Raw genomic sequence first — 20,442 nt, forward strand, 5'->3', positions numbered from 1 at the left:
TCAATTCACTGACTTCGAGGTTGGCTTGCCTGCGGGCTTCAACGCAGGCTGCGCCGTGCCTCGCAACACCAGCAGCTTGATGCTTTGCGGCGGCAAATCGACGCGCAGCGCACCGTCCGTGGCCGTGACGTCGGGGGCGCGCGTCAGTTCGTTGTTCACCAACTGCCAGACTTCGCCCGTACCGCTGACGGCAAAATTGGCCAGCGAAATCGTAGTCTGCGCGGGGCGATCGAGTTGCTTGTTGATGACCACCACGGTCATCGCGCCGTCATCGCGCAAGGCGGCGAACGCCGAGACCGTATCCGGGTCGGGAGCGGTCGCCGCCACACTGGTCGAACCGAACGCACCGCCGTGTCCATCGTAGTTCCGGTAAAGCTTGATCGCCTTGTAGACCGGCATCGACGGATCGAGCGTGCCCCAGCGCGTGGCCATGTCCAGCTTTTCGCGGCCGAAAATGCCCAGCACATCCGCTTGGGCCGTCGCCCCGTTCATGCGCGTGTCAGCGCCCCAGTTGTATTCGGTAATGGCAATCGGCGTGCCGGGGTAGTAATACGTGTCGACCCACTGACGCATCATCGGAATCAGCGCGACCACGCTGTTGATCCACGTCGGGTCCTTGTAATTCGGGTCCCACAGATTGCGCGTGGAGCGGTTGCGCATCAGGGCAATCGTGGACGAATTACCGGTGGGGGCTTCCTCGTACTCGCCGCTCTGCGGGTAGAAGTGCAGGCTGAAGACGTCGACCGGCCGGCCCGCTTTCTTCCACTGCGCCAGCAACCACGGCACGTAAGCCATGCCACCGGTCTCGCGTTGGCGGTCGGGCGCCTGCGCATAGCCATGCTTGATGGAATGCTGCTGGTCGAAGCCGCTGTACTGATAGCCGTTCCAGCCCCACTCTTCGGGCGCGATCACCTGCGCGCCCGGGTCTGCCGCCTTCACCGCGCGCGAGTAGGCGATCACCTTGGCTGCGATCTCACTGGCGTGCGCGCCTGTCGGGTGCACGTCGTTGTGAATCAGTTGCCAGAGGCTCGGCTCGTTATCCATCGCGTAATAGCGCACGCCACCCGCACGCGCCGGGCCGAACTGCTGCACCAGCGCCGCCACACGCGCCTGCTGGCTGGCGGGGTCGTCGGGCACCGTGGCGTCGTTCGGATCGTTCACGACCGGCGTGCCGTCGCGCAGGATGCCGTTGCCCGCGTCGGTCAGACCGTCCACGTCGTGATTCTGTTGCAGGCCGTATTTGGCAATCGAGAAACTGGGCAAACGCTCACGGGCACGCGACAGCGTGGCCACACGCCCCAGCATCGAGATCGTCACGATGGGAGTCGCACCGCCCGCCTGCGTGAGCGCGACAAACCGGTCACCGAACTGATCGTTGATATCGGCGGGATTGACCGGCAGGCTTTCGTAGTACCAGTCGCGCCCGGCGTTGCGCGCGTCGAGCCGCCAGTTGTAGGCCGAGGCGCTGTTACCGCCCGAGCGATTGAGCGGCACACGCAGGTCCTGCAACATCGCCGTCGTGCCGAAATTGATGCCGTAGATGTACGGGTTGATCGGGTGACGGTTTGCCGCCGCATCCACCGCGATGGTGACGGGCAACAGCTCGCCGGGGGCGGCTTTGGTGCATGCTGCGGCGGATAGCAGCAGCGCCACCCCGACCAGTTGAATCAAACGGGAGCGGGGGCTACGGTGCCGCAAAACGCGCATGGAAACTCCGGGGATCGGCCCGCCGATCAAAGCCGCCCGCGCGCCAGACGTAGGCAAAAATCGCCAGAATGACGGCAGTTTCGCCCGGCGCAAGCGTCGGCGGGTAGAAGAACGAGGCCAGCAGAACAAACTTCAGATAGTCGAACAGAGCGCCGAGGAAATCGTCTTCGACCTCCGCGCGCAGGCGCCGGTAGAAGAAGAGTCCGCGCAGTTGCAGGCCCAGGATGATGAGCGCCCCGATCAGACCAAACTCGAACACGATCCCCAGCCAGGTGATGTCCGCCAGGAAGAAGAAGTGGTGGAAATAACTTGTCAGGCTGTCGCCGCTCGCGGGGCTGATGGTGCCCACGCCGAACAGCCAGCGCATCGGCTCGTTACCGAGAAAGCGCGTCGCCAGTTGTGCCGAAATGCGGCGCGTATCGAAGCCAGTCTCGGCGCCCGCACTGAAAATGGTCGCCAGATAGCCCATCGAGAACACCGATGCCAGCACCACGGGCACCACGAGCAGAAGCCCGATCCGGGCACGCGGACGGGCCCACACGAACGTGTTGATGACCAGCACCGCCACGATGCCGATAGCCAGTGCGCGCGACTTCACGATCAGCAGCGCCACCGCCAGGCCGACGAGGACACCGACGAAATACCCGAAACTCCGCTCGAAATAGGCGCGGCGGTAGCAGAAGAACAGCAGGATGAACGGGAAATACATCGACATCCGAATACGGTGGCCCCGGCTGTCGGCGGTGAAGAACGGTGCCTGACCGAAGACGTAGGTCTCCTTGTACCAACTGGCCGGCACCACCAGCCACATCAGGATCAGCGTGCCGACGACGACCGCCCCGAGAATCACGAAGCTGCGCCCCAACTCGCCCAGCGTCGGCTTGAGCATGAGCAGCAGCGCCAGGAACGAGAAGAAATACAGGATCGGCAGCAGTTTGACCTGCGCCGTAATACTGACGAAGAAACTCTCGTTGAAATAAATAACGGCGGCGAAGCTCGGGACGATCAGCAGCCACGCGAAGCTCAGCAGCACCTGCCGCGTCATCGGGAAGCGCGGCTGACTCCCCAGACGCAGCACCAGCGGCAGCGTGAGCACCGGAAACGCTTTCGACAGGGCCCACAACGGATACAGCGCCGTAATGTAGTGAAAGGTCTGACCGAACATCGGCAGCACCAGCACCAGGCACCAGACCACAAACGGGCGCGCCGCCGTGTCGGCAAAGACCGGCGGCAGTGCACCCACCGGCGCGTCGGCGCGGTGGGGTGTCATTTCGAGGGAGTGCGACCCGGCTGTCACGAAGCAGTTGAATTCAGTGAGTAGACTTGGGGCTCCCGCCGGGCGGAGATCGCCTGCGGGAGCCGGTCATGAACGATCAGAAGGAACGTGCGCCGTTGATGTCGTAGTTCACGTTCTTGTTGAACGGCAGGGCCTTGTTGATGTACTGGTCGACCCAGAGATCGACTTCGGCGATCGACGATTTTGGCACGAAGATCGTGTCGTTGGACGTCAGCACGATGTCCTGCGCCGGGTCGCCCTGCTGCGTCAGCGCCTTCACGTCGATGGTGCGCAACATCGGACGGCCGTCCGGGCTGCGGCGAATCAGCACGATCTCGCCGGTGCGGGCGGTGTCGAGCAGGCCCTGTGCGGTAATGATCGCCTGCATGACGCTCATGCCCGGCGTGAGTGCCAGTTCGCCCGGCTTGCCGACTTCGCCGCCCACAAAGATGTGCGCAGCCGTCTGGGTGACGGCGATCTGGGCACGCGCATTTGCGATCATGCCGCCGGTCGCCAGCGCTCGGTCCACGGTCTCGCCGAACTGCGCGAGCGTCTTGCCGGCGGCGGGCAGGTTGCCGGCAAACGGCATCGCGATCGTACCGTCAGGCGCGACGCGGCCCTTGTAGTTGAGCTCGATGTTGAACGGCAGGACGACGGAAATATCGTCCCCCGGCAGCAGGCGGTAGGGGGACGGCGCGGCGTCGACCCACGTCGCAAAACTGGCCGGTTGCTGGTATTTCGTGTCAACCCAGGTATGGGAACAGGCTGTCAGCGTCATCAGTGCCAGAACGCAGGCCGGGCGGAAAATGTTCATCGGTAATGATGGCAGGAAGCCGGGATTGGTCGGTTTGGACCGTACTCTAGTGCACTTGAGCGTTCTCGCCAAGCGCGAAGAATGTTTGTCGGATTTAGGGGAAAAAAGTGCTTATTGGGAGACTTTAGGGGGACGATCTTCCGTAAGATATGCGCCTTGAAACCACACTTGATGGCCCGGCAACGCTACCGCTACTCGCACCCTTATGGCAATTACGACCAGAACAAGGCCTGACCGGCACGCCGCTGTCGTCGATTTGACGATCCGGGACTATCTCAATACCTTCTTCTATTACCGAAAGATTGCGACGGCAGTATTTCTGGGGATCGTCGCCCTCGGTATTCTGATCGCGCTCTTCGTGCCCATCCCGTACCGGGCACAAGCAACACTGCTGGTGCTCAACGCCGGCTACTACGACCAGACCAACAACGCCAACGTGGGCGTGGCGCTTCAGCCGCCGGTCGGCCAGTTGAACGGTGTAGAAGCGCAAATTCTCTCCAGCCCGGAGCTGCACCGCGATGTCGTCCTGTCCAAGCTCGGACCGGCCGCCACCGAACGTGACATCGACCGCGAGTTGCAGAGCTTCGAGCGCAAGCTGCACATCGAACAAAACGACCTCGCCAACACCATCACGCTGACCTATTCGGATACCGATCCAAAGGTCGCGGCCGATGCACTGGCCCGTCTGCTCGACAAATACTTCCGTCAGCGCGCCTCGATCTTCACGTCGGGCCGCGTCAGCATGCTGGTGAGCCAGCGCGACGACGTGGGCAAGCAACTCGACAAGGCCGACGCCGACCTGCTCGCATTCCAGAAGAAGCATGGCATCGTCAAGATCGACGACCAGACCTCGCGCGCGGTGCAACTGGAAAGCCAGTTGGTGCAGCGCAAGCTGGAAACCGACGCCAAGCTGTTGCAGGACCGGGGCGAACTCCAGTCGATGCAGGCCTCGACGAAGGACGTGCGCTCGACCATCCCGATCTATACCGACGACTCGGAAGCCAGCCGTGCGCTGAACGGCATGCAGGTCACGTTGTCGGAGCTCGAGACCAAACGCGCCGATTTCGCCTCGCGCTATCTGCCCACCTCGCCGTTCGTGCAAAACATCGACAAGCAGATTGCCGATATGCGCGCGAATATCGCGAGCCAGAAGCAGCAGATGATGACCGCGACGCGTCTGGGTCATAACAATTACTACGACGTGGTGCAGGAGCGTCTGTCTGTCCTGAATGCCAGCATCGCCGGCGGTCTGGCGCAACAGAAGGCGCTCGACGAGCAGATCAAGGACACGCGCAACAAGCTGCAAGGCCTGAGCGACGTGTCGAGCCAGTTGAGCCAGTTGCAGGCGCGCCGCGACATCCTCGCCGACAGCTTCAAGGAGCGCTCGCGTCAGGTCGAACTGGCCCGCGTGCAGCAAGGTCAGGCCAGTCAGATCAACGGCACGAACGTGCGCGTGATTCAGGCGCCGTTCCCGCCGTCGCAGCGTAGCGTTGCCGCCAGTCTGGTGATCGCTGCCGCCATCGCGGCCGGTCTGCTGATCTCGGCACTGACGGTGTTGATCCTCGCCAGCCTGCGCGAAACGTTCCTGAGCCCGGAGCAAGTCGAACGTGCGCTGTTGCTGCCGGTGGTGAATGCGCCGGTCATGCTTGGCGCAGAACGACGTGCAGGCGCGGCGGGTGCGGCAGGCGTTGCAGCGGCGGCAGGCGCGGGAAGCCCTGCGGCGGCCGCGGCCGCGGCCGCCGAGCCAACGCTGAGTCGCCCGGCCTATATGGCCTATGGCCGCATGATCGCGGCGATCAACAGCAGCACCGACGCCCACGCCAAGGTCGTCATGGTGCTGGCGGCGAGCCAGAACGACGGTCAGGCGGCCGTGATTCAGGGGCTCTCCGTCGAACTCGAACACCGTTCGGCCAAGCCGATCGTCATTCTCGACATCGCCTCGACCTCTGGTGCGCCGCTGTACGGTAAGCCCAACGCGCAAGGGCTGCTGCCATGGCCGGGTAACGGCGGCAGCGGGACGGCCAGCGCCGACGCGATCGTCAGCACCGGCACGCTCGAGACACTGGCATTTACCCGTGTCGATGGTCACAATATCGTGGTGGCGCAACCGAGCAGCGGGGCCATTCCGTCCTCGTGGCAGCAGGTCACCCAGTTGTTCGATGCACTGCGCCAGTCGCACGACTACATCGTCGTGCATGCACCGCCCTCAAGCCAATCCTTCACCGGCATCGAAAACGCATCGCTGGCCGACGCAACGGTCCTCGTGGTGCGCGCCGAATCGACCCGCAAGCCGGTGATCGCCGGCCTCAAGTCGCAGGTCGAAGACGCAGGCGGACACTTGATCGGCGTGGCACTCACGCACCGTCGCGGGTACATCCCCGCGGCGATTTACCGCTTCTTCTAGCCGCCGGCCCAGACTCGGATTCGGCCTCAGATACTGACGACCATGCAACAAATCAGCGCGATCCTGCCGATCAAGACCCGGGGACGACACTACGCCGACAACATCGGCCGCTGTGACATCCTCTTCTCGTCGCTGCGTCACTTCACGACGCCGGATCTGTTTCATCGGTTCGTCATCATCGTGCCGCACGACGAGGTCGACGAGGTCAAGGGCTACGCCAAGGCGTGGTCGGATTTCCCCATCGAGGTCATCGACGAGTCGCTGTACATGGGCGCGTTCGCGGAGTTCTCGCAGCGTCACCAGATTCGCAACTGGCACCGCCAGCAGATCATCAAGATCAACGCACCGGAGTGGATCGAAACCGAGTACTTCCTGATCTTCGATCCGGATTGTTTCGCCACCCATGCGTTCGACGTGAATTCGCTCATCGTCGACGGCCGAGCGGTCACGCACCTCCAGCCGCGCAATGTCGAGCCCTACTACTGGGAAGCCTCGTCCAAGCTGCTCGACGTCGAGCCGCACCTGGAGCGCGACGGCGTCTGGTGGACGCCTGCCACGCTCTCGCGATCGCTCTGCCTGTCGTTGCAGCAGCGTCTCGAAGCGGTCCACGGCACCGACTGGAAGCGCGTACTGCTCGCGAACTATGCCGTCGACTGGACGGAATACACCCTGTACTGGCTCAATGCCGAGCATGAAGGGCTGCTGGAGCGTTATCACACGCAGGCCGTGCCGCCGCAGCGCACGCTGCACGCGACCGAGAGCGTGTGGTTTGCCGAAAAGATGCAGGAGTGGGACGCCGCACATTACTTCGCGCCGGACAGCGACGGCCTCTTCGCGGTCGTGCAAAGCAACACGCAAATTCCGCTCGATCAGGTGGTCGCCAAGCTCTCGCCTTATTTCCCGATTACCATTCAGCCTTACGAGCGCCATATTGACCCGGTGCTCAAGGGCGCCGAGCTTTACTCCGCTGTGGTGCGGCGCGGACTCAAGATGTTGAAAAAGCTGCGAGGCTGAGGTTGATGAGCAGTAGCCAGAACAAGCTGGTCGGTATCGAGATTCTGAGATTTGTCAGCGCATTCGCGGTACTCATCTGGCACTACCAGCACTTTTTCTTTCAACCTGCGACGGCTTCGATCGACGTGGTGCGCAGCACCGAGCCGCTCTACGGGCTGCTGCACCCGTTCTATGACTTCGGCTGGCTCGGCGTCAACGTCTTCTGGACGATCTCCGGCTTCATCTTCTTCAATCGCTACCTCGGCAGAATCGCCGAGCGCGGCGTGTCCGGCGGCCTGTTCTTCCTGAACCGCTTCTCCCGGCTGTATCCCCTGCACATCGTCACCCTGATCGCCGTTGCGGCGCTTCAGGCGTACTACGTGCGCGAGCATCACGCGTACTTCGTGTATCCGTACAACACGCCGTACGACTTCTTCGTGAATGTGATCTTCGCCTCCGGCTGGCTCACCCCCTACACCGACTCGTTCAACGGGCCGGTCTGGAGCGTGTCGACGGAGATCGTCATCTACGTCGCCTTCTTCCTGCTCGCGCGGTTTTGCCGCATCGGCCTGCTCTCGACGCTTCTGCTCATGGGCCTGTCAGCGGCCGCGGGTGGCTGGCTGATTCACCAGCAGATCAAGGGCAGCGAGTCGAACATCGTCTACTGCGCCTTCTATTTCTTCATGGGTGGCGCCGTTCACCTGATCTACCAGCGCTTGCGCACGGTGATCGAGCAACATCGTCTCGCGACGGTTGCGCTATGTTGCGCCGCCTATGCCGGGCTGTTCTGGTTTTGCGCCGTTTTCGGCGGCACGAAGTATCTTGCGGCGACGGTCATCGCGCCGGTGTCGATTGTGCTGTTGCAGGTGATCGAACCGTGGATTCCCGACCGGCTGGCGGCGCCCATCGTGCATCTGGGCAACACGACCTATTCGAGCTATCTGATCCACTTCCCGCTGCAACTGACGACCGTGATCGTGTTGCAGCAGTGGGGCATCGCCAGCGCCTCAGTGGCGACGAACGCGGGGTTCCTCGCGGCCTACCTGATCGTGGTGTTCGTGCTGGCGCATCTGGTCTACCGGGGCTTCGAAGCCCCGGCACAGACGCTGATCCGGCGCCGCATGGCTTGGCTGGGCAAGCGCTCGGCGGTCAAACCGGTGAACTGAGTGGACTGAGTGGGCTGAGTGGACTGAGGGGACGCATCGGGGACGCCTGACAGGCACGATGCGTATTGTGCGTTCGCGTCGCTCAATGATGGTGGTGATGCGACCACAGCGGGTCCATCGAGTCGACAAACGACGCCACCGCCGCCTTGTCGCCGGTGGCATGGCGCATCAACTGACCGCACTTGCACCAACCCTGATACGGCGTGATGTGTGAGCACGCAGACGTCTTCTGCAAATACAGCGTGACGGGTTTGGCGCACTTCGTGCACTTGAACTTGAGAGTGAGGGCGAGTTTGCTCATGATGAATTCGCGACAGCACGCACGGCCTGACGCCACGCGTAAAAGCGCTATTGTACCGGTAGTGTCCGCTCACTCGCCGATGCGCCGCCGCCTTCTGCAAGCCGCCGCGCTGGCGGCCTGCCTGCCGCTCGCCGCCTGCACACCGCCGCCCGAACTCGGCGGCAGCTTCGTCCAGCTTTGGCGCAGCCATCTGGAATGGACGCCCCAGCAATGGCGCGAGCGCCTCACCGCCACGCACGCACTCGGCTGCAAGGAGATCTTCGTGCAGTGGACCGGTATCGACGGCGAACCGGATAACACGTGGATGGCCCCCGATCCCCTGATCCGCACGCTCCTCGACGAAAGCGCCGCGCTCGGCATGGGCGTGCATCTGGGGGTGCCCTACGACGAGCGCTGGTGGACCGCCATCGGCACCCCAGACGACGCCCCGGACGCCCCGCTCGCCACCTTCCTGCAACGCACCGGCAACAACGCTGCACGCTATATGCAGCAGGCCGCGTGGCCGAAACATGCCGCCTTTCGCGGCTGGTATCTGCCTTACGAACTGGAACAGTACGATTGGGCCGTCCCCGCGCGACTGGACAGGCTCGCCACCTGGCTCGGCGGCATGTCCACCGTTGCGAAGGCGACCAGCGGCCAGCCCCCGGCGATTTCTACCTATTTCAGCCGGCTGCCGACGACCGGCACGCTCGCCGGCATGTGGAGCACATTGCTGGACCGCGTCGCGCTGCACCCAATGATTCAGGACGGCGTAGGCGTCGCCGGCATGTCGAACTACACCGCGCTGGCGCCGCTGCACGACATGCTTCTCGCCAGAGGCGCGCCGTTCGATCTGGTCATCGAATTATTCGAAGAACTGCCGTCTGAGAAAGACGACGGGACTACCTTCAACGCGAAGGCGGCCGATTTCTCCCGCGTGAAACGGCAATGGGAAATCGCACGGCACTACGGCGCGACCCGGCTGGTCGCGTTCGCCATCGATCCTTGGGTGCTCGACGACACCCCCGGCTCGAAGGCGCTGCTGCGCGAATGGCAGGCGGCATTGTCCTGACCGGTCTCAGCGCTGATACGGATCCGTCGCACTCAACTGTCCGCGCAGCACCGGCGCGCCGGGCGTGCCCACCAGAAACAAGCTGTAGTGATCGCCCGGGGCCAACGCGGGCAGCGCCAGCGTTTTCGACGAGACCGCGCCGCACGCGGACACCAGCGTCGCTTTCACCGGATTGATGCCGCGCGCCACCGATGCGCCCTGCCCCACGTTGTCGAACAGCGTCGGGCCTGACGGACTGACGCTGAGTTGCCCACCCGCACATTGCGCGCTCAGGTTGTAGAAGCGCAACTCGGCCTTGAGCCCATCTTCGGTGCCGCCCGCGTCGGTCAGGACCGTGAACGTAAGCTTGCCGCCTTCACGGCGCGGCACCAGCGTGTTGAACGTGTCAGGCGCGACCTGAAGCGTGCCCGCGGGCTTCCCGTCGATGATGATCGGAAACGCGTCGTTGCCCTTGACGATGGCATACGTGCTTGCCACCTTCTCGCCCGAGAGGGTCTGAACAGGCCCCTTGGCAACCTGTGCGCGCATCGGCGCGCTGCCCGGGTTGACCACACGGACGAACGACGAACCGGCGGGCGGCCGGGCAGCGTAGAGCCGGGCAAAAATTCCCTCTGCGCTGGCTACCCCTGTACCGGCAGCCGTCATCGCACACACAAGTGCCATCGTTCGCAACATCTTCATTCTTACGACTCCGTATTCGCGGGATTGCCGGGGCGCATGCGCGCCGCCAGATACATCCGTTCCAATTGTTTTCGATCGGCCTTGTCGCTGCTCGTCGTCGGAAAGCCATGACAGACGAGCAACTCCGTGGGGATCATGTACGGCGGCAGACGCTGGCTCAGCAGGGCCTTCCAGTCGGCCAGCGCTTCCGGGACCGGATGCAGGCCCGCCGGGCCGCTCGTCTCCGGCTCCACGAAGCCGATCATGCGAACGATCACGCCGTCCGGGCGGCGCAACGCGACCGCAGCCCCCGCGCGAATGCCGGGCAGCGTGGCGAGCGACGCATCGACCTCCGCCAGCTCGATCCGATACCCGTGCATCTTGATCTGATCGTCGCGGCGACCGCGAAAGGTCACGAGCCCCTGCGCATCGATCTCACCAAGATCGCCACTGCGGTAGGCCCGTTTGCCGTGATGCAGGAACAGGCGCGTCTCGTTGAGATCGGGTCGATTCAGATAACCGCGCATGACGTGATCGCCTGCCATGCAGATCTCGCCGTCATCGATGAAGACCTCGGCATAGGGCTTGGCCCGCCCGATCGGGAACGGCAACGGTGCCGCCGCCCGCAGCGCCGGGTCGATCTCCACCCAGGTGGTGGAGCAAGTGGCTTCCGTCGGCCCGTACGAATTGACGATGCGGACCTCGGGAAAGCGTTGCCAAAGCGCTTCGGCAACGGTGGGCGTGAGCGACTCGGCACCGAAGACGAACATCCGCAGGTCCGGCAGATGCGCATGGTCGAACTCGGGATTGAGCAACTGCTGGCGCACGAACGACGGCGTCGACGCCCACACGTTCACGTGCGTCGTCGCGAGATAGCGCGCAAACGCTGCCCGGTCGGCGATGACCTCGCGTGGGCACAAAACGCAGCAGCCCCCGGTAGCCAGCGCACCGACCCAGTTGAACAGCGAGAAATCGAAGCTGAACAGCATCTGGTCCATGAAGGCAGGCGCGGGGCCCGGCTTCACGTCGTCGCGAATCCATCCCGCGAACAGCGCAACGCTTTCGCGCCCGATCTGCACACCCTTCGGGTCGCCCGTGCTGCCCGAGGTGAACATGATGTAGGCGAGTCCGCGCTCCGCAAGCGCCGCCCCGGGCTGCCCGGTCGGTACAAACTCGCTGGACTGCGCATCGAAGCGCAACGGCGCTTGTACCAGCTCACCGATGCGCGCGATGCGCGACGCCGGATTGATGACGTCCACCGGGACGAACGGCACGCCCAGACACAGGCATCCCAGCATCGCCACGAGAAAGGCCGATTCCTTGTGGCCCGAAATCACCATCGGCACATCGGGCAGCGCACCGGCTGCCGCGGCCTGCGTCATCCATTGTTCGGTTGCGCCCTGCAATTGCGCCCAAGTGAGCGCGCCTTGCAGATCCGTTACCGCCGGCGCATCGGGCGCGTGTGCGGTGTCGGCGAATGCCAGCCGTTCGAAATCGAAATACATGGTCTAACCCTCCGGCGAGGCGGCCGGCGCTCAGGCGCCTTTCTGTTCGGCAATGAATGCCGCAAGCGTCTGTACCGACTGCAGATACACGTCGATCTCCGACGGCGGCACTTTCACGCCGAATTCGCGCTCGACCGCCAGCACCACGTCCACGGCCGAGAGCGAATCGACCAGCCCCGAATCGATCAGCAGCGTGTCGGGTTCGACCTGCGTGAGCACGATGTTGCCGACGATGTCGGCGAGTTTGCTTTCGATGTCATTGATGTTCATGAAACGACTCCCGCGAATGACGCGAAATCAGAATTGAAAATAAAGGAAACGCGTTTCCTTATGGAGATTCACCAGGCAAAGAAACAGCAGCGCGAGCGTGACCGACAGCCAAGCCGGGTTGGGTTGCCAGCGCATGAAGCGGCGTGCCGCTTCCTGAACCTTGAACAAGGCGGGTGAATATCGCCCCAGAATCTGGTGCGCATTCGGTGTGAACCAGACAATGCCGAGCAGCGCGACCACATAGGCCAGTTGCAGGTGATGCCCGATCAGCAGACGCCACGCGTCGCCGAAGCTCGCACCGTCGAGATAGGTCAGCGACGGCCAGGCTTCGAAACCCCGCAGCCCGGTCATGCCGCTCAGCAACGACAGGGCGTCATGGACGCCGTTTGCGCGGAAAAACGCCTGCGCGACCAGTACCGCGACGAACGTCAATGCCACCGACGCGACATGCGCCGGCCAGCGAGTGACATGCGACTTAGGACGACGGCCGACGACAAAAATTCGCCAGCCGTGATTGACCGACAGATAGGCGGCATGCAGCAGACCGAACACCAGAAACTGGAAGCCCGCACCGTGCCACACCCCGGCCAGTCCCATCGTGAAAAGCGTCGGCACGACGATGGTGCTCGCAAAGCCCGCCGGTGTGCGCGCGCCTTCCGAGCCCACCGGCAGACCGCGCGCACTGCGATATCGCGAGATGGCCATCGCCGCCGGGTAATACAGGTAAGACGTGAGGTAGCGCGTGAGCGTGATGTGCCACCGCGCCCAAAAGTCGATCACGCTCGTCGCCTTGTACGGCGAATTGAAGTTCAGCGGAAACCGGATGCCGAACATCTTTGCCAGCCCCAACGCCATGTCGGAATAGCCGGAGAAGTCGAAGTACACCTGTAACGCGTAGCAGAGACTGGTGCCCCACGCCGCCCAGAACTGCAAGTCGCCGGGCGACGCAAAACCCGCATCGGCATAGGGCGCAATCGCATCGGCCAGCAGCACTTTCTTGGCCAGGCCAATCACGAACAGCATGCCGCCGATGGACAGATTTTCGGCCTTGAAGCGGTAATTCTCCCGCTGCGCAAACTGCGGCATCATCTCCTTGTGATGCAGGATCGGCCCCGCGATCAGGTGCGGGAAGAACGTCACGAACAGCACGTAGCTGAGCAAGCTGCGCTCCTTGACGAGCCCCGCACGGCAATCGAGCAGATAACCGATCTGCGTGAACGTGAAGAACGAAATCCCCAGCGGCAGCACCAGCGTATCGACGCTGGAATGCGTGAGACCGAGATCGTGCAGAAAGCCGAACAGCGCCGCGAAGTACTTGTAGTGAAACAGCACGATCAGGTCGACACCCACGCCGACGGTGACAATGACGTTCTGTACGCGCGCACGCCCCACGTTGCGCAACACGCCCTGACTCACGACGTAGTTGAACGCGATCGAGAGGGCCAGCAGCGCCACGAACTGCGGGTTCCACCAGCCGTAGAACACGAACGACGTCAGGCAGAGCCAGAACGCTGCGAGACGCAGGTTGATGGCACCGCTGAGGTAGTGTCCCGCCAGCGCTACCGGCAGAAACAGCAACAGGAACAGGTAAGAGTTGAACAGCATCGGGTATCGCGCTTGATATCGGTTGGTATCGGTTGGTTTCGTGTCGTGTCGTATCGTCAGACGTCGCCCGTCAGGGCAAACGGGCCAGCACGGATTTCTCGTCGTCGCTGAGCGGCAGCGACAACGCGTTCTCCGAGAACTCCCAGATCACCAGCTTCAGGCTCTTGGGCCACTGCGCGCGCTGCTTGAGCGCCACGGTCAGTGCCCCGGCAAAATCACCGCCGTCCATACTCATATTCCAGACCTCGCGCCCCAGATCGACGCCCAGCCATTCGGCAAAATTGCTTCGCCGCCCATGCGAACTGCCGGCGAGCATCACTTCGACCGGTGGCGTCTCATCAAGCAGGCCGCCGCTGCGCACCGGCGCAATGTGCTGCGCCGATGCCTGATCGGGACGCGGCCGCCAACCGTCGTGTGCATGTTCAAGACCTGAGAGCGACAGCAGATCGCCCACGCGCGGTTGTGCGGGCGCGGGGGTACCGACATCGAACGCTTGTGCGCCCTTGCCCGGCAGCAAGGCCAGACCGGCTTGCGCAACGGTGGCCGCAGCGGCCTTCGCGCCCTCGGCATTCATGTGGACGTCGGTGCGGAAGAACATCGGCCGGTCGCGTTCGGCGAGCGTCGGGCGCAGATCGACGAACGGCACGCCATCGCGATGCAAGGCCGTCTTCACGATGTCCATGCGAGCGAGCATCGCCGCCGACACGGGCTGGCCGCACAAATGCGACGACTCGATGCGCGCCTTGTCGGGCACCGCCACCACCAGCACGTTGATGCCTTGCGCGCGCACCTGTCCGAGCCAGTAATGCATGAGACGCAGACGATCCTCGAACACGGCATCCGTCGTGCCGGGCTTGGGTCGCATGCCGTCGCGATAGAACATCCACTGCGGGCACCCCATCGCGACCTGCTCGCCCACGTCGCCCAGCACCCGGTAGCGCACGGCCGCGTTCCACGTCTCGACCGTCTCCTGCGCCGGCAAACGCAACGACTTGTTGAGCGCATGGCCCGCGGTCCCGTCGAGCCACGCGGACAAATTCAGTGGATCGCCATCGAGTTGCGCGTGCGCGAGTGTCCACACGCCCCACGCGAGACCGGCGGTAAGCAGTGCGGCCATCACGACCGCGTTCAAGCGGTGCGATGGCACTGACGATGGTGACGACGACGAAGGGGGGTTGATGTCCGGCACGTGCTCAATTCCCCAGTGCGGCCTTCAGACGCTTGCGCCAGACGTCGGGCGTCATGATCGAGGCGTTGTCCCACAGACCGGCGGCATCCGGCCCCTGCGAATACGCGGGCTCGAAAATCTGCCAGACGAGCACTTGCGGCTTGGTCTGTTTGAAGGCCGGCGACTCGACGTATTCGAGCAGCATGACCCATTGCCCGACGTTCCCCGGCTTCCAGTTCACCGAGACGGGACGATCGAGCACGTTCGAGAGCTTCTGCGGAAAGCCGAAGTACGGCTGCATCATGCTGTGGCCGGTGATGTGCACCGGTGCTGGCGCATCGTCGAGCAGATTCTGGCCGTCGGATGGACGCCGCACGGTGAACACCTCGCGCCCGATCTTCTTGCGATCTTCCGGCGTCAAAAACAGTTCGGCCAGATCGCCATAGCGACGGTCGTTGACCATGCCGCCGAGCGGCATGCCGGTGCCCGGCTTGCCCGACAATTCCGGCACATCCTTGCGAATCATGTCCGCCGTCGCCTGCGCCGTCGCATCGGCAGCGACCTGCGTCCAGTGCTGATCCGTGCGGTAGTAGACATCCTGACCGCCGTCCTTGATGCGGCGCAGAATCACCTCGTCGTCGAACGTCGAAATACCGGCGGCTTTCAGCTTGCCCAGAATTGTCGTGTAGCGCGCCTTGACCTCGGGGCTCATGACTTTGCCGTCGGGCAGCTTGTCCTGATAGAACAGCGACTTGTCCGGCAGCAGCAACACTTCGAGCTTGATGTTGTGTGCCGCGAGCGCGTCGCGCGCCTCGATCACCAGCGCCGTGTTCGCGTCGATACCGCGCGTGTCGACTTGCGTGAGGCTGCCCCAGCCGGGAAACAGCCAGTTGTCCTTGCCGCGCAAGATGAGCGTCGACGCGTCTTGCGCCTGCGCAGCCCCCAAGGCAAACGTCAGCACACACGCGCTCAGGCTACGGACTAGGCCTGCGCAAAAGTGTCGCGATACCCGTCGCGAAGCGCGAGGTTCGAAAGCGTACGACGTCATGTTGCAACTCCTCGAAATCGATTGAAAGCTGTCACACATCAGTACGACAGCGTGAAGGTCATGAACAGGCCCTTCGCCCGATCCGCCTGCCCGCCGCCGATGTTGAAGCGATACTGCGTAGCGAAGTCGACATACGACCTCGCCGTGTTGTAGTGGTCCGAGCGGAAGTAGTACCGGACGTTGAAACCGACGCCCGCCCCCAGCGACCACGAACTGCTGTTGCCGAGCAGTTCATAGTCGTCTACGCCGTTGATCGGCAGGCCCTCGACCCGGTCGGCATTCTTCAGCCAGTCGCCCCCGAGCACGACGTACGGATACAGCACGAGATGCTCATCGATCTGATCCATTCGGAAGCTCTGCCCTGCTCGCACTTCGAAAGCAGCGAAGTATTGGCGCCGCTTGACCTTGCCGGACGTGCGCGCGTCGGTGGCGCCGGTATCGTTGTTCGTGAGCCAGAGGTCGGAGGGCAGGTCTTGCCACGAGTAACCGGCCTGCACATAGCTCTCCAGCGTGAACCAGCTCGGCCGGTCCATGCGCAGCTCACTGCCGATGTAGTGGCCATACGTGGCGTACGCCTGCCAGCCGCCGTTGCCTGCATTCGAGTGGTAGTTCGCGGTCTGGTTACGCTGATTGAGCGCGCACTGAAGATCTTGTCGCAGCGGCTGGAAAGTGCCCGAGCGTGTCGCCGATCCGAGCAGGAACTGGCGCTCCAGACCGAACGTCAGGCCGAGATCGGTGGACGGCGTGAAGCGCATGCCGAGAATGCCCACCGTCGTCGGAAACCCGGAGCTGCCCCGATTCGACGTCGGGTCGATGTTGATGGGTGCCTGACTGCAAGGATCGAGGCCCGTCTGCGCGATCGTGTTGCCGCCCGCGTCGTACAGCGTGTTCGACAACTGCCCATAAACTTCGAAGGCGTGATTGTTCGCGTTCAACCAGCCACGCGGGCGCCAGAACACTTCTGCCGTACTGAACACGGCATTGCCCGGCACCGAGATCGCCGCGCCGCCCAAACTGCCCCCGGCCGGGCGCGCACCGCGATACCCCACGGAGACCGTCGCGCCCCACTGGCGCGACACATCGGCGATGGCGCTGCGCGTGTCCAGCAGTTGCTCGGGCGTGAGCGATAACCGTTTGGCGTCGTAATCGTCGATGGCCTGACGGAAGGTGGTCTCGGCTTCGGCCTTTTGACCGGCGGCCGACAGCGCATAGCCCTCGGCGAGCACGACATCCGGCGAGGCTTTGCCGGTTGCTCGCGCCGCCCGAAAATCGTCGACGGCCAGCGCCGGTTCGTTGATGCGCTGGCGAAGGTAGCCGCGCTGAATCAGCAAATCCGGGTCGCCCGGCTTCTCCGCCAGCGCCTTCTCAATGCGCTCGCCCGCTTCTTTCGTCTGCGATGAGTCGCCGGCAGCGAGCGCTGTCGTCAGCAGGCTCTGGTAGATCGGACTCTTCGGATCAAGCTCGACCGCACGGCGTGCTTGCTTGATCGCTTCCTGATAGTCCTCGCGGTCGTACGCCGCATAGGCTTGCGCCGACGGCCCGCCGTAGCCGACCGTGTCGTAGGGCAGCAACTCGTAGACCGTGCCGTAGGGGGTTTCGCGTGGGTCCTGAATCGGTGCCGGGAAATTGATCTGCGTGAGTGCCTTAGGCGCACGCGCACCGGAACGCGCAAGCTTCAGACGCTTCTTGACGGCGTCGTCCTTCTCGTCGAGCGGCGCCACGAGCGCAATGGCACGCGTATGATCGCCCGCCGCCAGTGCAGCATCGGCGGCAATCAGCCGAACGTTGCGCACCTGTCCCTCGTCGAGCCAGTCCTGTTTGATGGCCTCGTCGAAGTCGGCGTCAGCCAGCGCTTTCTTGCCCTGAAGTTGTCGCAGATAGCCACGCATCTCGAGTGCGACCGTGTTCTCGTCGTTCTGAGTGAGCGCGTTGCTCGCCGCGTCTTCCGCCTCGGGCAACTGATTGTCGAGCATGAACGCGGAAATCAGCAGCAGGCGATAGCTGTCGTCCTCGGGGGCCAGACGCACGGCTTCCTGTGCAAACGGAATGGCGTCCTTCGGCTTGTTGTCGATGATGGCCTGATAGCCGGCGCTCGCCGGGTCCACGGCCATGCGCGCCCGCAGCACCTGAATACGCGCTTTCAGATCCGACGTATTCGGTGCGCCCAGCGACATTGCGGTTTCGGCGGCACTCACGCCAGCGTCGAACTTCTCCTGTGACTCCAGTCCGGCGATCCAGAGCAAAGCCCATTCGCCGCGCGACGGATCGATACGAAACGCTTGTTCGGCATGGGTCGACGCCTCCACGTATTGCTGCGCGTTGTATTCCGAGTACGCCTGCGTGGCAATCGGAAAAGCGCGTCGATAAGCCTCGGTCGGCGGCGGCCCGCCCGCCTGTGCGCCACTCAGATTCGTATTCGCATCGCGCAATGCGGGCGTATCGAATCCGTACTTGAGCGCGCTGTCGACCGCCTTGTGCGCGTCGTCGATCTTGCCCGCGCGTTGCAGCGAATAGACGAGCAGCATGCGAAGGCGCAACACATCGGGGCGCAAGCGCACGGCGGCGGCCGCTGCCGACGCGGCCTGCTCGAACCGTCCCGCCTGATAGTGCTTGTAGGCCTGATCGGCAAACTTCCACGCCTGCCCGGACAACGGCGCTTCGCCAGACGGTTTGGCGGCGTGTGCCGTCGCCTGCGCCATGGCGGGCGAGGCCGGCCAGCAGCAGGCCATGGCCGTGACGAGAAGAAGCGTTCGGAAAGGCGGCATCATGTTGCGGCGGTGGGAACGTCGTTGGGCGGCAGCGACGGCGCGATCACGCCCTGCTGGAACGAGATGGCTTCATGCAACGTGGCTTCGTCGAGCCAGCCCAGTTGCATGAGAATTTCGCCGAGCGGACGTTTCTCGCGCGCCTGTGTCTCCAGTGCGAATGCCAGCTTGGTTTCGTCGATGGCCTGCCACGACAGCAGCAACTCACCGAGACGCTGACGCTGCTGGGTGATCTGATCGGTCGACGGGAAGTCGTGCATCGTCTTGTCCCACACGAGACGTTTGCCTGTGATGAGATGCACGATGAACAATCGCCACGCGCGTGCCGCCGCCATCGCGTTGATGAAGTTGCCGATCACCATGCGAGGTGCGGCCAAGAGCGCGTGTTCCCAGCCGTACATGTGATACACGAAGAAGCTGCGCTGACACACGCGCAACGCGAGCGCCACGGCGTTCACGCTCATGAGCGTCATGACCCAGCCGCCCGGCGGAAAGATCGACGGGTAGTAGATCGTCCACCAGCCCATGCGGTCGGCCAGCAGGAACAGCGCGAAGTTGATCAGCAACACGTAGGCCATGATCGCGATAAACGACGTCGCCAGCCCCTTGCGGTCACGGAACAGCAGATATTTCGTCGCGAGCGAACCTGCCCAGCCGACCTGCACCCAGCCTTGCAGCCCAATGCCCAGCGTCCAGCGTGCCTTCTGCCGGTACGCGGTTCTGAACGTGTTGGGGAAGTACTCGCGAATGCCGAGTGGCATGCGGATCGTCGAGACCTTCTCCTTGCCGAAGCCGAACATCCGCCGCCGCTTGATCACATACTCGACCGGGAACTTGCCGAAGATCTGCTTCATGCCGCGTCGCGCCAGACGGGCGCCGATGTCGTAATCCTCGGTCAGCGTGTCAGTGTTGAACGGCTGGTTGTCGGTCTCGGCAGCGAGTTCTTCAAGGGCGCGGCGCGAAAAGCAGGTCCCCACCCCCGCCGACGGCACCATCTTCGACAGGCTCTCGCGCACCACCAGATCCTTGGTATGCCATTCGGCGAACTCGTCCATGTACGTGCCCGCGACGAGTTCGTACCACTCGCGCTCGAGCGACGTCACAGGCAGTTGGATAAAGTCGATGCGCGGCAGCAGATAGTTGTAGTACTTGAGTTCCAGCGGGTGGAGCACGTCTTCGCTGTCGTGCAGAATCACGCCCGCGAACGGCTCTGGCTGTTGCTGGTTCTGCTTGAAAATCGCCTGCACGATCCAGTTCAGGCAGTCCGCCTTGCAGGTCGGTCCGTCGTGCGGCACTTCCACGCGCACCAGTTGCCGATAGCGGCGGCGCATGCGCTCGACTTCCGTTTTGGTCCGCTCGTCGTTTTGATAAGTGCCGACGAAAATCATGTAGTTCTTGTATTCGAGCGTGCCCACCATGCTCTCGAGCATGGCGGCGATCACGTCGAATTCGAGCCACGCGGGCACCATGATCGCGAGCGGCTGTTCTCGCACATCGCGCAACTGCGCCGCTTGCAACGGCGTGTAGCGTCGCTTGATGAACAGTGAGCGGTAGACCTGGCGCACCCAGTACCAGGCATCGACGAACAGATCGTCGATGCTCGATAGCAGGATGAGAATACCGACCACCGCGCTGGCAATTTCCAGCGCGTGGTAGTAGTCGGCGACCAGATACGGCCAATAGAGCGAGGAGATCACGGCGGCGCGTCT

The 20,442-nt window shown here is 63.3% G+C and carries 16 protein-coding genes; 4 read left to right on the top strand and 12 right to left on the bottom strand.

Annotated elements, in window-relative coordinates; genetic code table 11:
* From AT302_RS24725 to AT302_RS24735, 3 genes are all read right to left on the bottom strand, one after another.
* Positions 1-1,707 (bottom strand): glycoside hydrolase family 44 protein, encoded by a 1,707-nt coding sequence (locus tag AT302_RS24725; protein WP_058376267.1) that lies wholly within the window; start codon positions 1,705-1,707, stop codon positions 1-3.
* Positions 1,685-2,977 carry a hypothetical protein gene (locus tag AT302_RS24730; RefSeq protein WP_058376268.1) on the bottom strand — a complete coding sequence of 431 codons (1,293 nt, stop codon included), beginning with the start codon at positions 2,975-2,977 and terminating at the stop codon, positions 1,685-1,687. The genes AT302_RS24725 and AT302_RS24730 overlap by 23 nt, the downstream gene beginning before the upstream one ends.
* A 103-nt stretch (positions 2,978-3,080) precedes the next feature.
* Positions 3,081-3,797: a polysaccharide biosynthesis/export family protein gene (locus AT302_RS24735; RefSeq protein ID WP_058376269.1), complete on the bottom strand. Its 717-nt coding sequence runs from the start codon at positions 3,795-3,797 to the stop codon at positions 3,081-3,083.
* 205 nt (positions 3,798-4,002) lie between these two features.
* Here AT302_RS24735 and AT302_RS24740 point away from each other — a divergent pair, with 205 nt between their 5' ends.
* The 3 genes from AT302_RS24740 to AT302_RS24750 are packed head-to-tail and all read left to right on the top strand — an operon-like array spanning position 4,003 to position 8,360.
* Complete coding sequence (locus tag AT302_RS24740) at positions 4,003-6,201, top strand: exopolysaccharide transport family protein (RefSeq protein WP_084656452.1); 2,199 nt, start codon at positions 4,003-4,005, stop codon at positions 6,199-6,201.
* Positions 6,202-6,243: 42 nt separating this feature from the next.
* On the top strand, positions 6,244-7,215 hold the full coding sequence (locus AT302_RS24745) for a DUF6492 family protein (RefSeq protein ID WP_058376271.1): 972 nt from the start codon (positions 6,244-6,246) through the stop codon (positions 7,213-7,215).
* A gap of 5 nt (positions 7,216-7,220) precedes the next feature.
* On the top strand, positions 7,221-8,360 hold the full coding sequence (locus AT302_RS24750; protein WP_058376272.1) for an acyltransferase family protein: 1,140 nt from the start codon (positions 7,221-7,223) through the stop codon (positions 8,358-8,360).
* An 82-nt stretch (positions 8,361-8,442) separates the two neighbouring features.
* Here the strand turns inward: AT302_RS24750 and AT302_RS24755 are convergent, their stop codons facing one another.
* Complete coding sequence (locus AT302_RS24755; protein WP_058376273.1) at positions 8,443-8,661, bottom strand: hypothetical protein; 219 nt, start codon at positions 8,659-8,661, stop codon at positions 8,443-8,445.
* Between the two features lie 79 nt (positions 8,662-8,740).
* Here AT302_RS24755 and AT302_RS24760 point away from each other — a divergent pair, with 79 nt between their 5' ends.
* Complete coding sequence (locus AT302_RS24760; RefSeq protein WP_058376274.1) at positions 8,741-9,712, top strand: DUF4434 domain-containing protein; 972 nt, start codon at positions 8,741-8,743, stop codon at positions 9,710-9,712.
* A gap of 6 nt (positions 9,713-9,718) precedes the next feature.
* Here AT302_RS24760 and AT302_RS24765 read toward each other — a convergent pair whose 3' ends face one another.
* The 8 genes from AT302_RS24765 to AT302_RS24800 form a co-directional block, all read right to left on the bottom strand.
* Positions 9,719-10,393, bottom strand: coding sequence for an alginate O-acetyltransferase AlgF (locus AT302_RS24765; RefSeq protein WP_058376275.1), 675 nt, complete (start codon positions 10,391-10,393; stop codon positions 9,719-9,721).
* 2 nt (positions 10,394-10,395) lie between these two features.
* A complete protein-coding gene (locus AT302_RS24770) occupies positions 10,396-11,877 on the bottom strand; it encodes an AMP-binding protein (RefSeq protein ID WP_058376276.1) in 1,482 nt (493 codons plus the stop codon).
* A 30-nt stretch (positions 11,878-11,907) separates the two neighbouring features.
* A complete protein-coding gene (locus AT302_RS24775) occupies positions 11,908-12,147 on the bottom strand; it encodes an acyl carrier protein (protein ID WP_058376277.1) in 240 nt (79 codons plus the stop codon).
* A gap of 27 nt (positions 12,148-12,174) precedes the next feature.
* On the bottom strand, positions 12,175-13,752 hold the full coding sequence (locus AT302_RS24780; protein ID WP_058376278.1) for an MBOAT family O-acyltransferase: 1,578 nt from the start codon (positions 13,750-13,752) through the stop codon (positions 12,175-12,177).
* 70 nt (positions 13,753-13,822) lie between these two features.
* Positions 13,823-14,869: an alginate O-acetyltransferase AlgX-related protein gene (locus AT302_RS24785; RefSeq protein ID WP_058376279.1), complete on the bottom strand. Its 1,047-nt coding sequence runs from the start codon at positions 14,867-14,869 to the stop codon at positions 13,823-13,825.
* A gap of 76 nt (positions 14,870-14,945) precedes the next feature.
* The gene (locus AT302_RS24790) at positions 14,946-15,968 is read right to left on the bottom strand and encodes an alginate O-acetyltransferase AlgX-related protein (protein ID WP_084656453.1); all 1,023 of its coding nucleotides are present in this window, start codon (positions 15,966-15,968) and stop codon (positions 14,946-14,948) included.
* A gap of 38 nt (positions 15,969-16,006) precedes the next feature.
* Positions 16,007-18,697: an NfrA family protein gene (locus tag AT302_RS24795; RefSeq protein ID WP_237172013.1), complete on the bottom strand. Its 2,691-nt coding sequence runs from the start codon at positions 18,695-18,697 to the stop codon at positions 16,007-16,009.
* A gap of 35 nt (positions 18,698-18,732) precedes the next feature.
* Positions 18,733-20,430, bottom strand: a complete 1,698-nt coding sequence (locus tag AT302_RS24800) for a glycosyl transferase family protein (RefSeq protein WP_058376281.1) — start codon at positions 20,428-20,430, stop codon at positions 18,733-18,735.
* Positions 20,431-20,442: the final 12 nt, after the last annotated feature.

The sequence above is a fragment of the Pandoraea norimbergensis genome (assembly GCF_001465545.3).
Classification (GTDB): Bacteria; Pseudomonadota; Gammaproteobacteria; order Burkholderiales; family Burkholderiaceae; genus Pandoraea; species Pandoraea norimbergensis.

What these genes read in the sequence shown, in the direction of transcription:
- AT302_RS24730 (WP_058376268.1), bottom strand. Translation starts at nt 2,977, where the DNA reads ATGACACCCCACCGCGCCGACGCGCCGGTGGGTGCACTGCCGCCGGTC.
- AT302_RS24770 (WP_058376276.1), bottom strand. Translation starts at nt 11,877, where the DNA reads ATGTATTTCGATTTCGAACGGCTGGCATTCGCCGACACCGCACACGCG.
- AT302_RS24765 (WP_058376275.1), bottom strand. Translation starts at nt 10,393, where the DNA reads ATGAAGATGTTGCGAACGATGGCACTTGTGTGTGCGATGACGGCTGCC.
- AT302_RS24780 (WP_058376278.1), bottom strand. Translation starts at nt 13,752, where the DNA reads ATGCTGTTCAACTCTTACCTGTTCCTGTTGCTGTTTCTGCCGGTAGCG.
- AT302_RS24785 (WP_058376279.1), bottom strand. Translation starts at nt 14,869, where the DNA reads ATGGCCGCACTGCTTACCGCCGGTCTCGCGTGGGGCGTGTGGACACTC.
- AT302_RS24725 (WP_058376267.1), bottom strand. Translation starts at nt 1,707, where the DNA reads ATGCGCGTTTTGCGGCACCGTAGCCCCCGCTCCCGTTTGATTCAACTG.
- AT302_RS24760 (WP_058376274.1), top strand. Translation starts at nt 8,741, where the DNA reads ATGCGCCGCCGCCTTCTGCAAGCCGCCGCGCTGGCGGCCTGCCTGCCG.
- AT302_RS24735 (WP_058376269.1), bottom strand. Translation starts at nt 3,797, where the DNA reads ATGAACATTTTCCGCCCGGCCTGCGTTCTGGCACTGATGACGCTGACA.
- AT302_RS24745 (WP_058376271.1), top strand. Translation starts at nt 6,244, where the DNA reads ATGCAACAAATCAGCGCGATCCTGCCGATCAAGACCCGGGGACGACAC.
- AT302_RS24775 (WP_058376277.1), bottom strand. Translation starts at nt 12,147, where the DNA reads ATGAACATCAATGACATCGAAAGCAAACTCGCCGACATCGTCGGCAAC.
- AT302_RS24750 (WP_058376272.1), top strand. Translation starts at nt 7,221, where the DNA reads ATGAGCAGTAGCCAGAACAAGCTGGTCGGTATCGAGATTCTGAGATTT.
- AT302_RS24790 (WP_084656453.1), bottom strand. Translation starts at nt 15,968, where the DNA reads ATGACGTCGTACGCTTTCGAACCTCGCGCTTCGCGACGGGTATCGCGA.
- AT302_RS24755 (WP_058376273.1), bottom strand. Translation starts at nt 8,661, where the DNA reads ATGAGCAAACTCGCCCTCACTCTCAAGTTCAAGTGCACGAAGTGCGCC.
- AT302_RS24740 (WP_084656452.1), top strand. Translation starts at nt 4,003, where the DNA reads ATGGCAATTACGACCAGAACAAGGCCTGACCGGCACGCCGCTGTCGTC.
- AT302_RS24795 (WP_237172013.1), bottom strand. Translation starts at nt 18,697, where the DNA reads ATGGCCTGCTGCTGGCCGGCCTCGCCCGCCATGGCGCAGGCGACGGCA.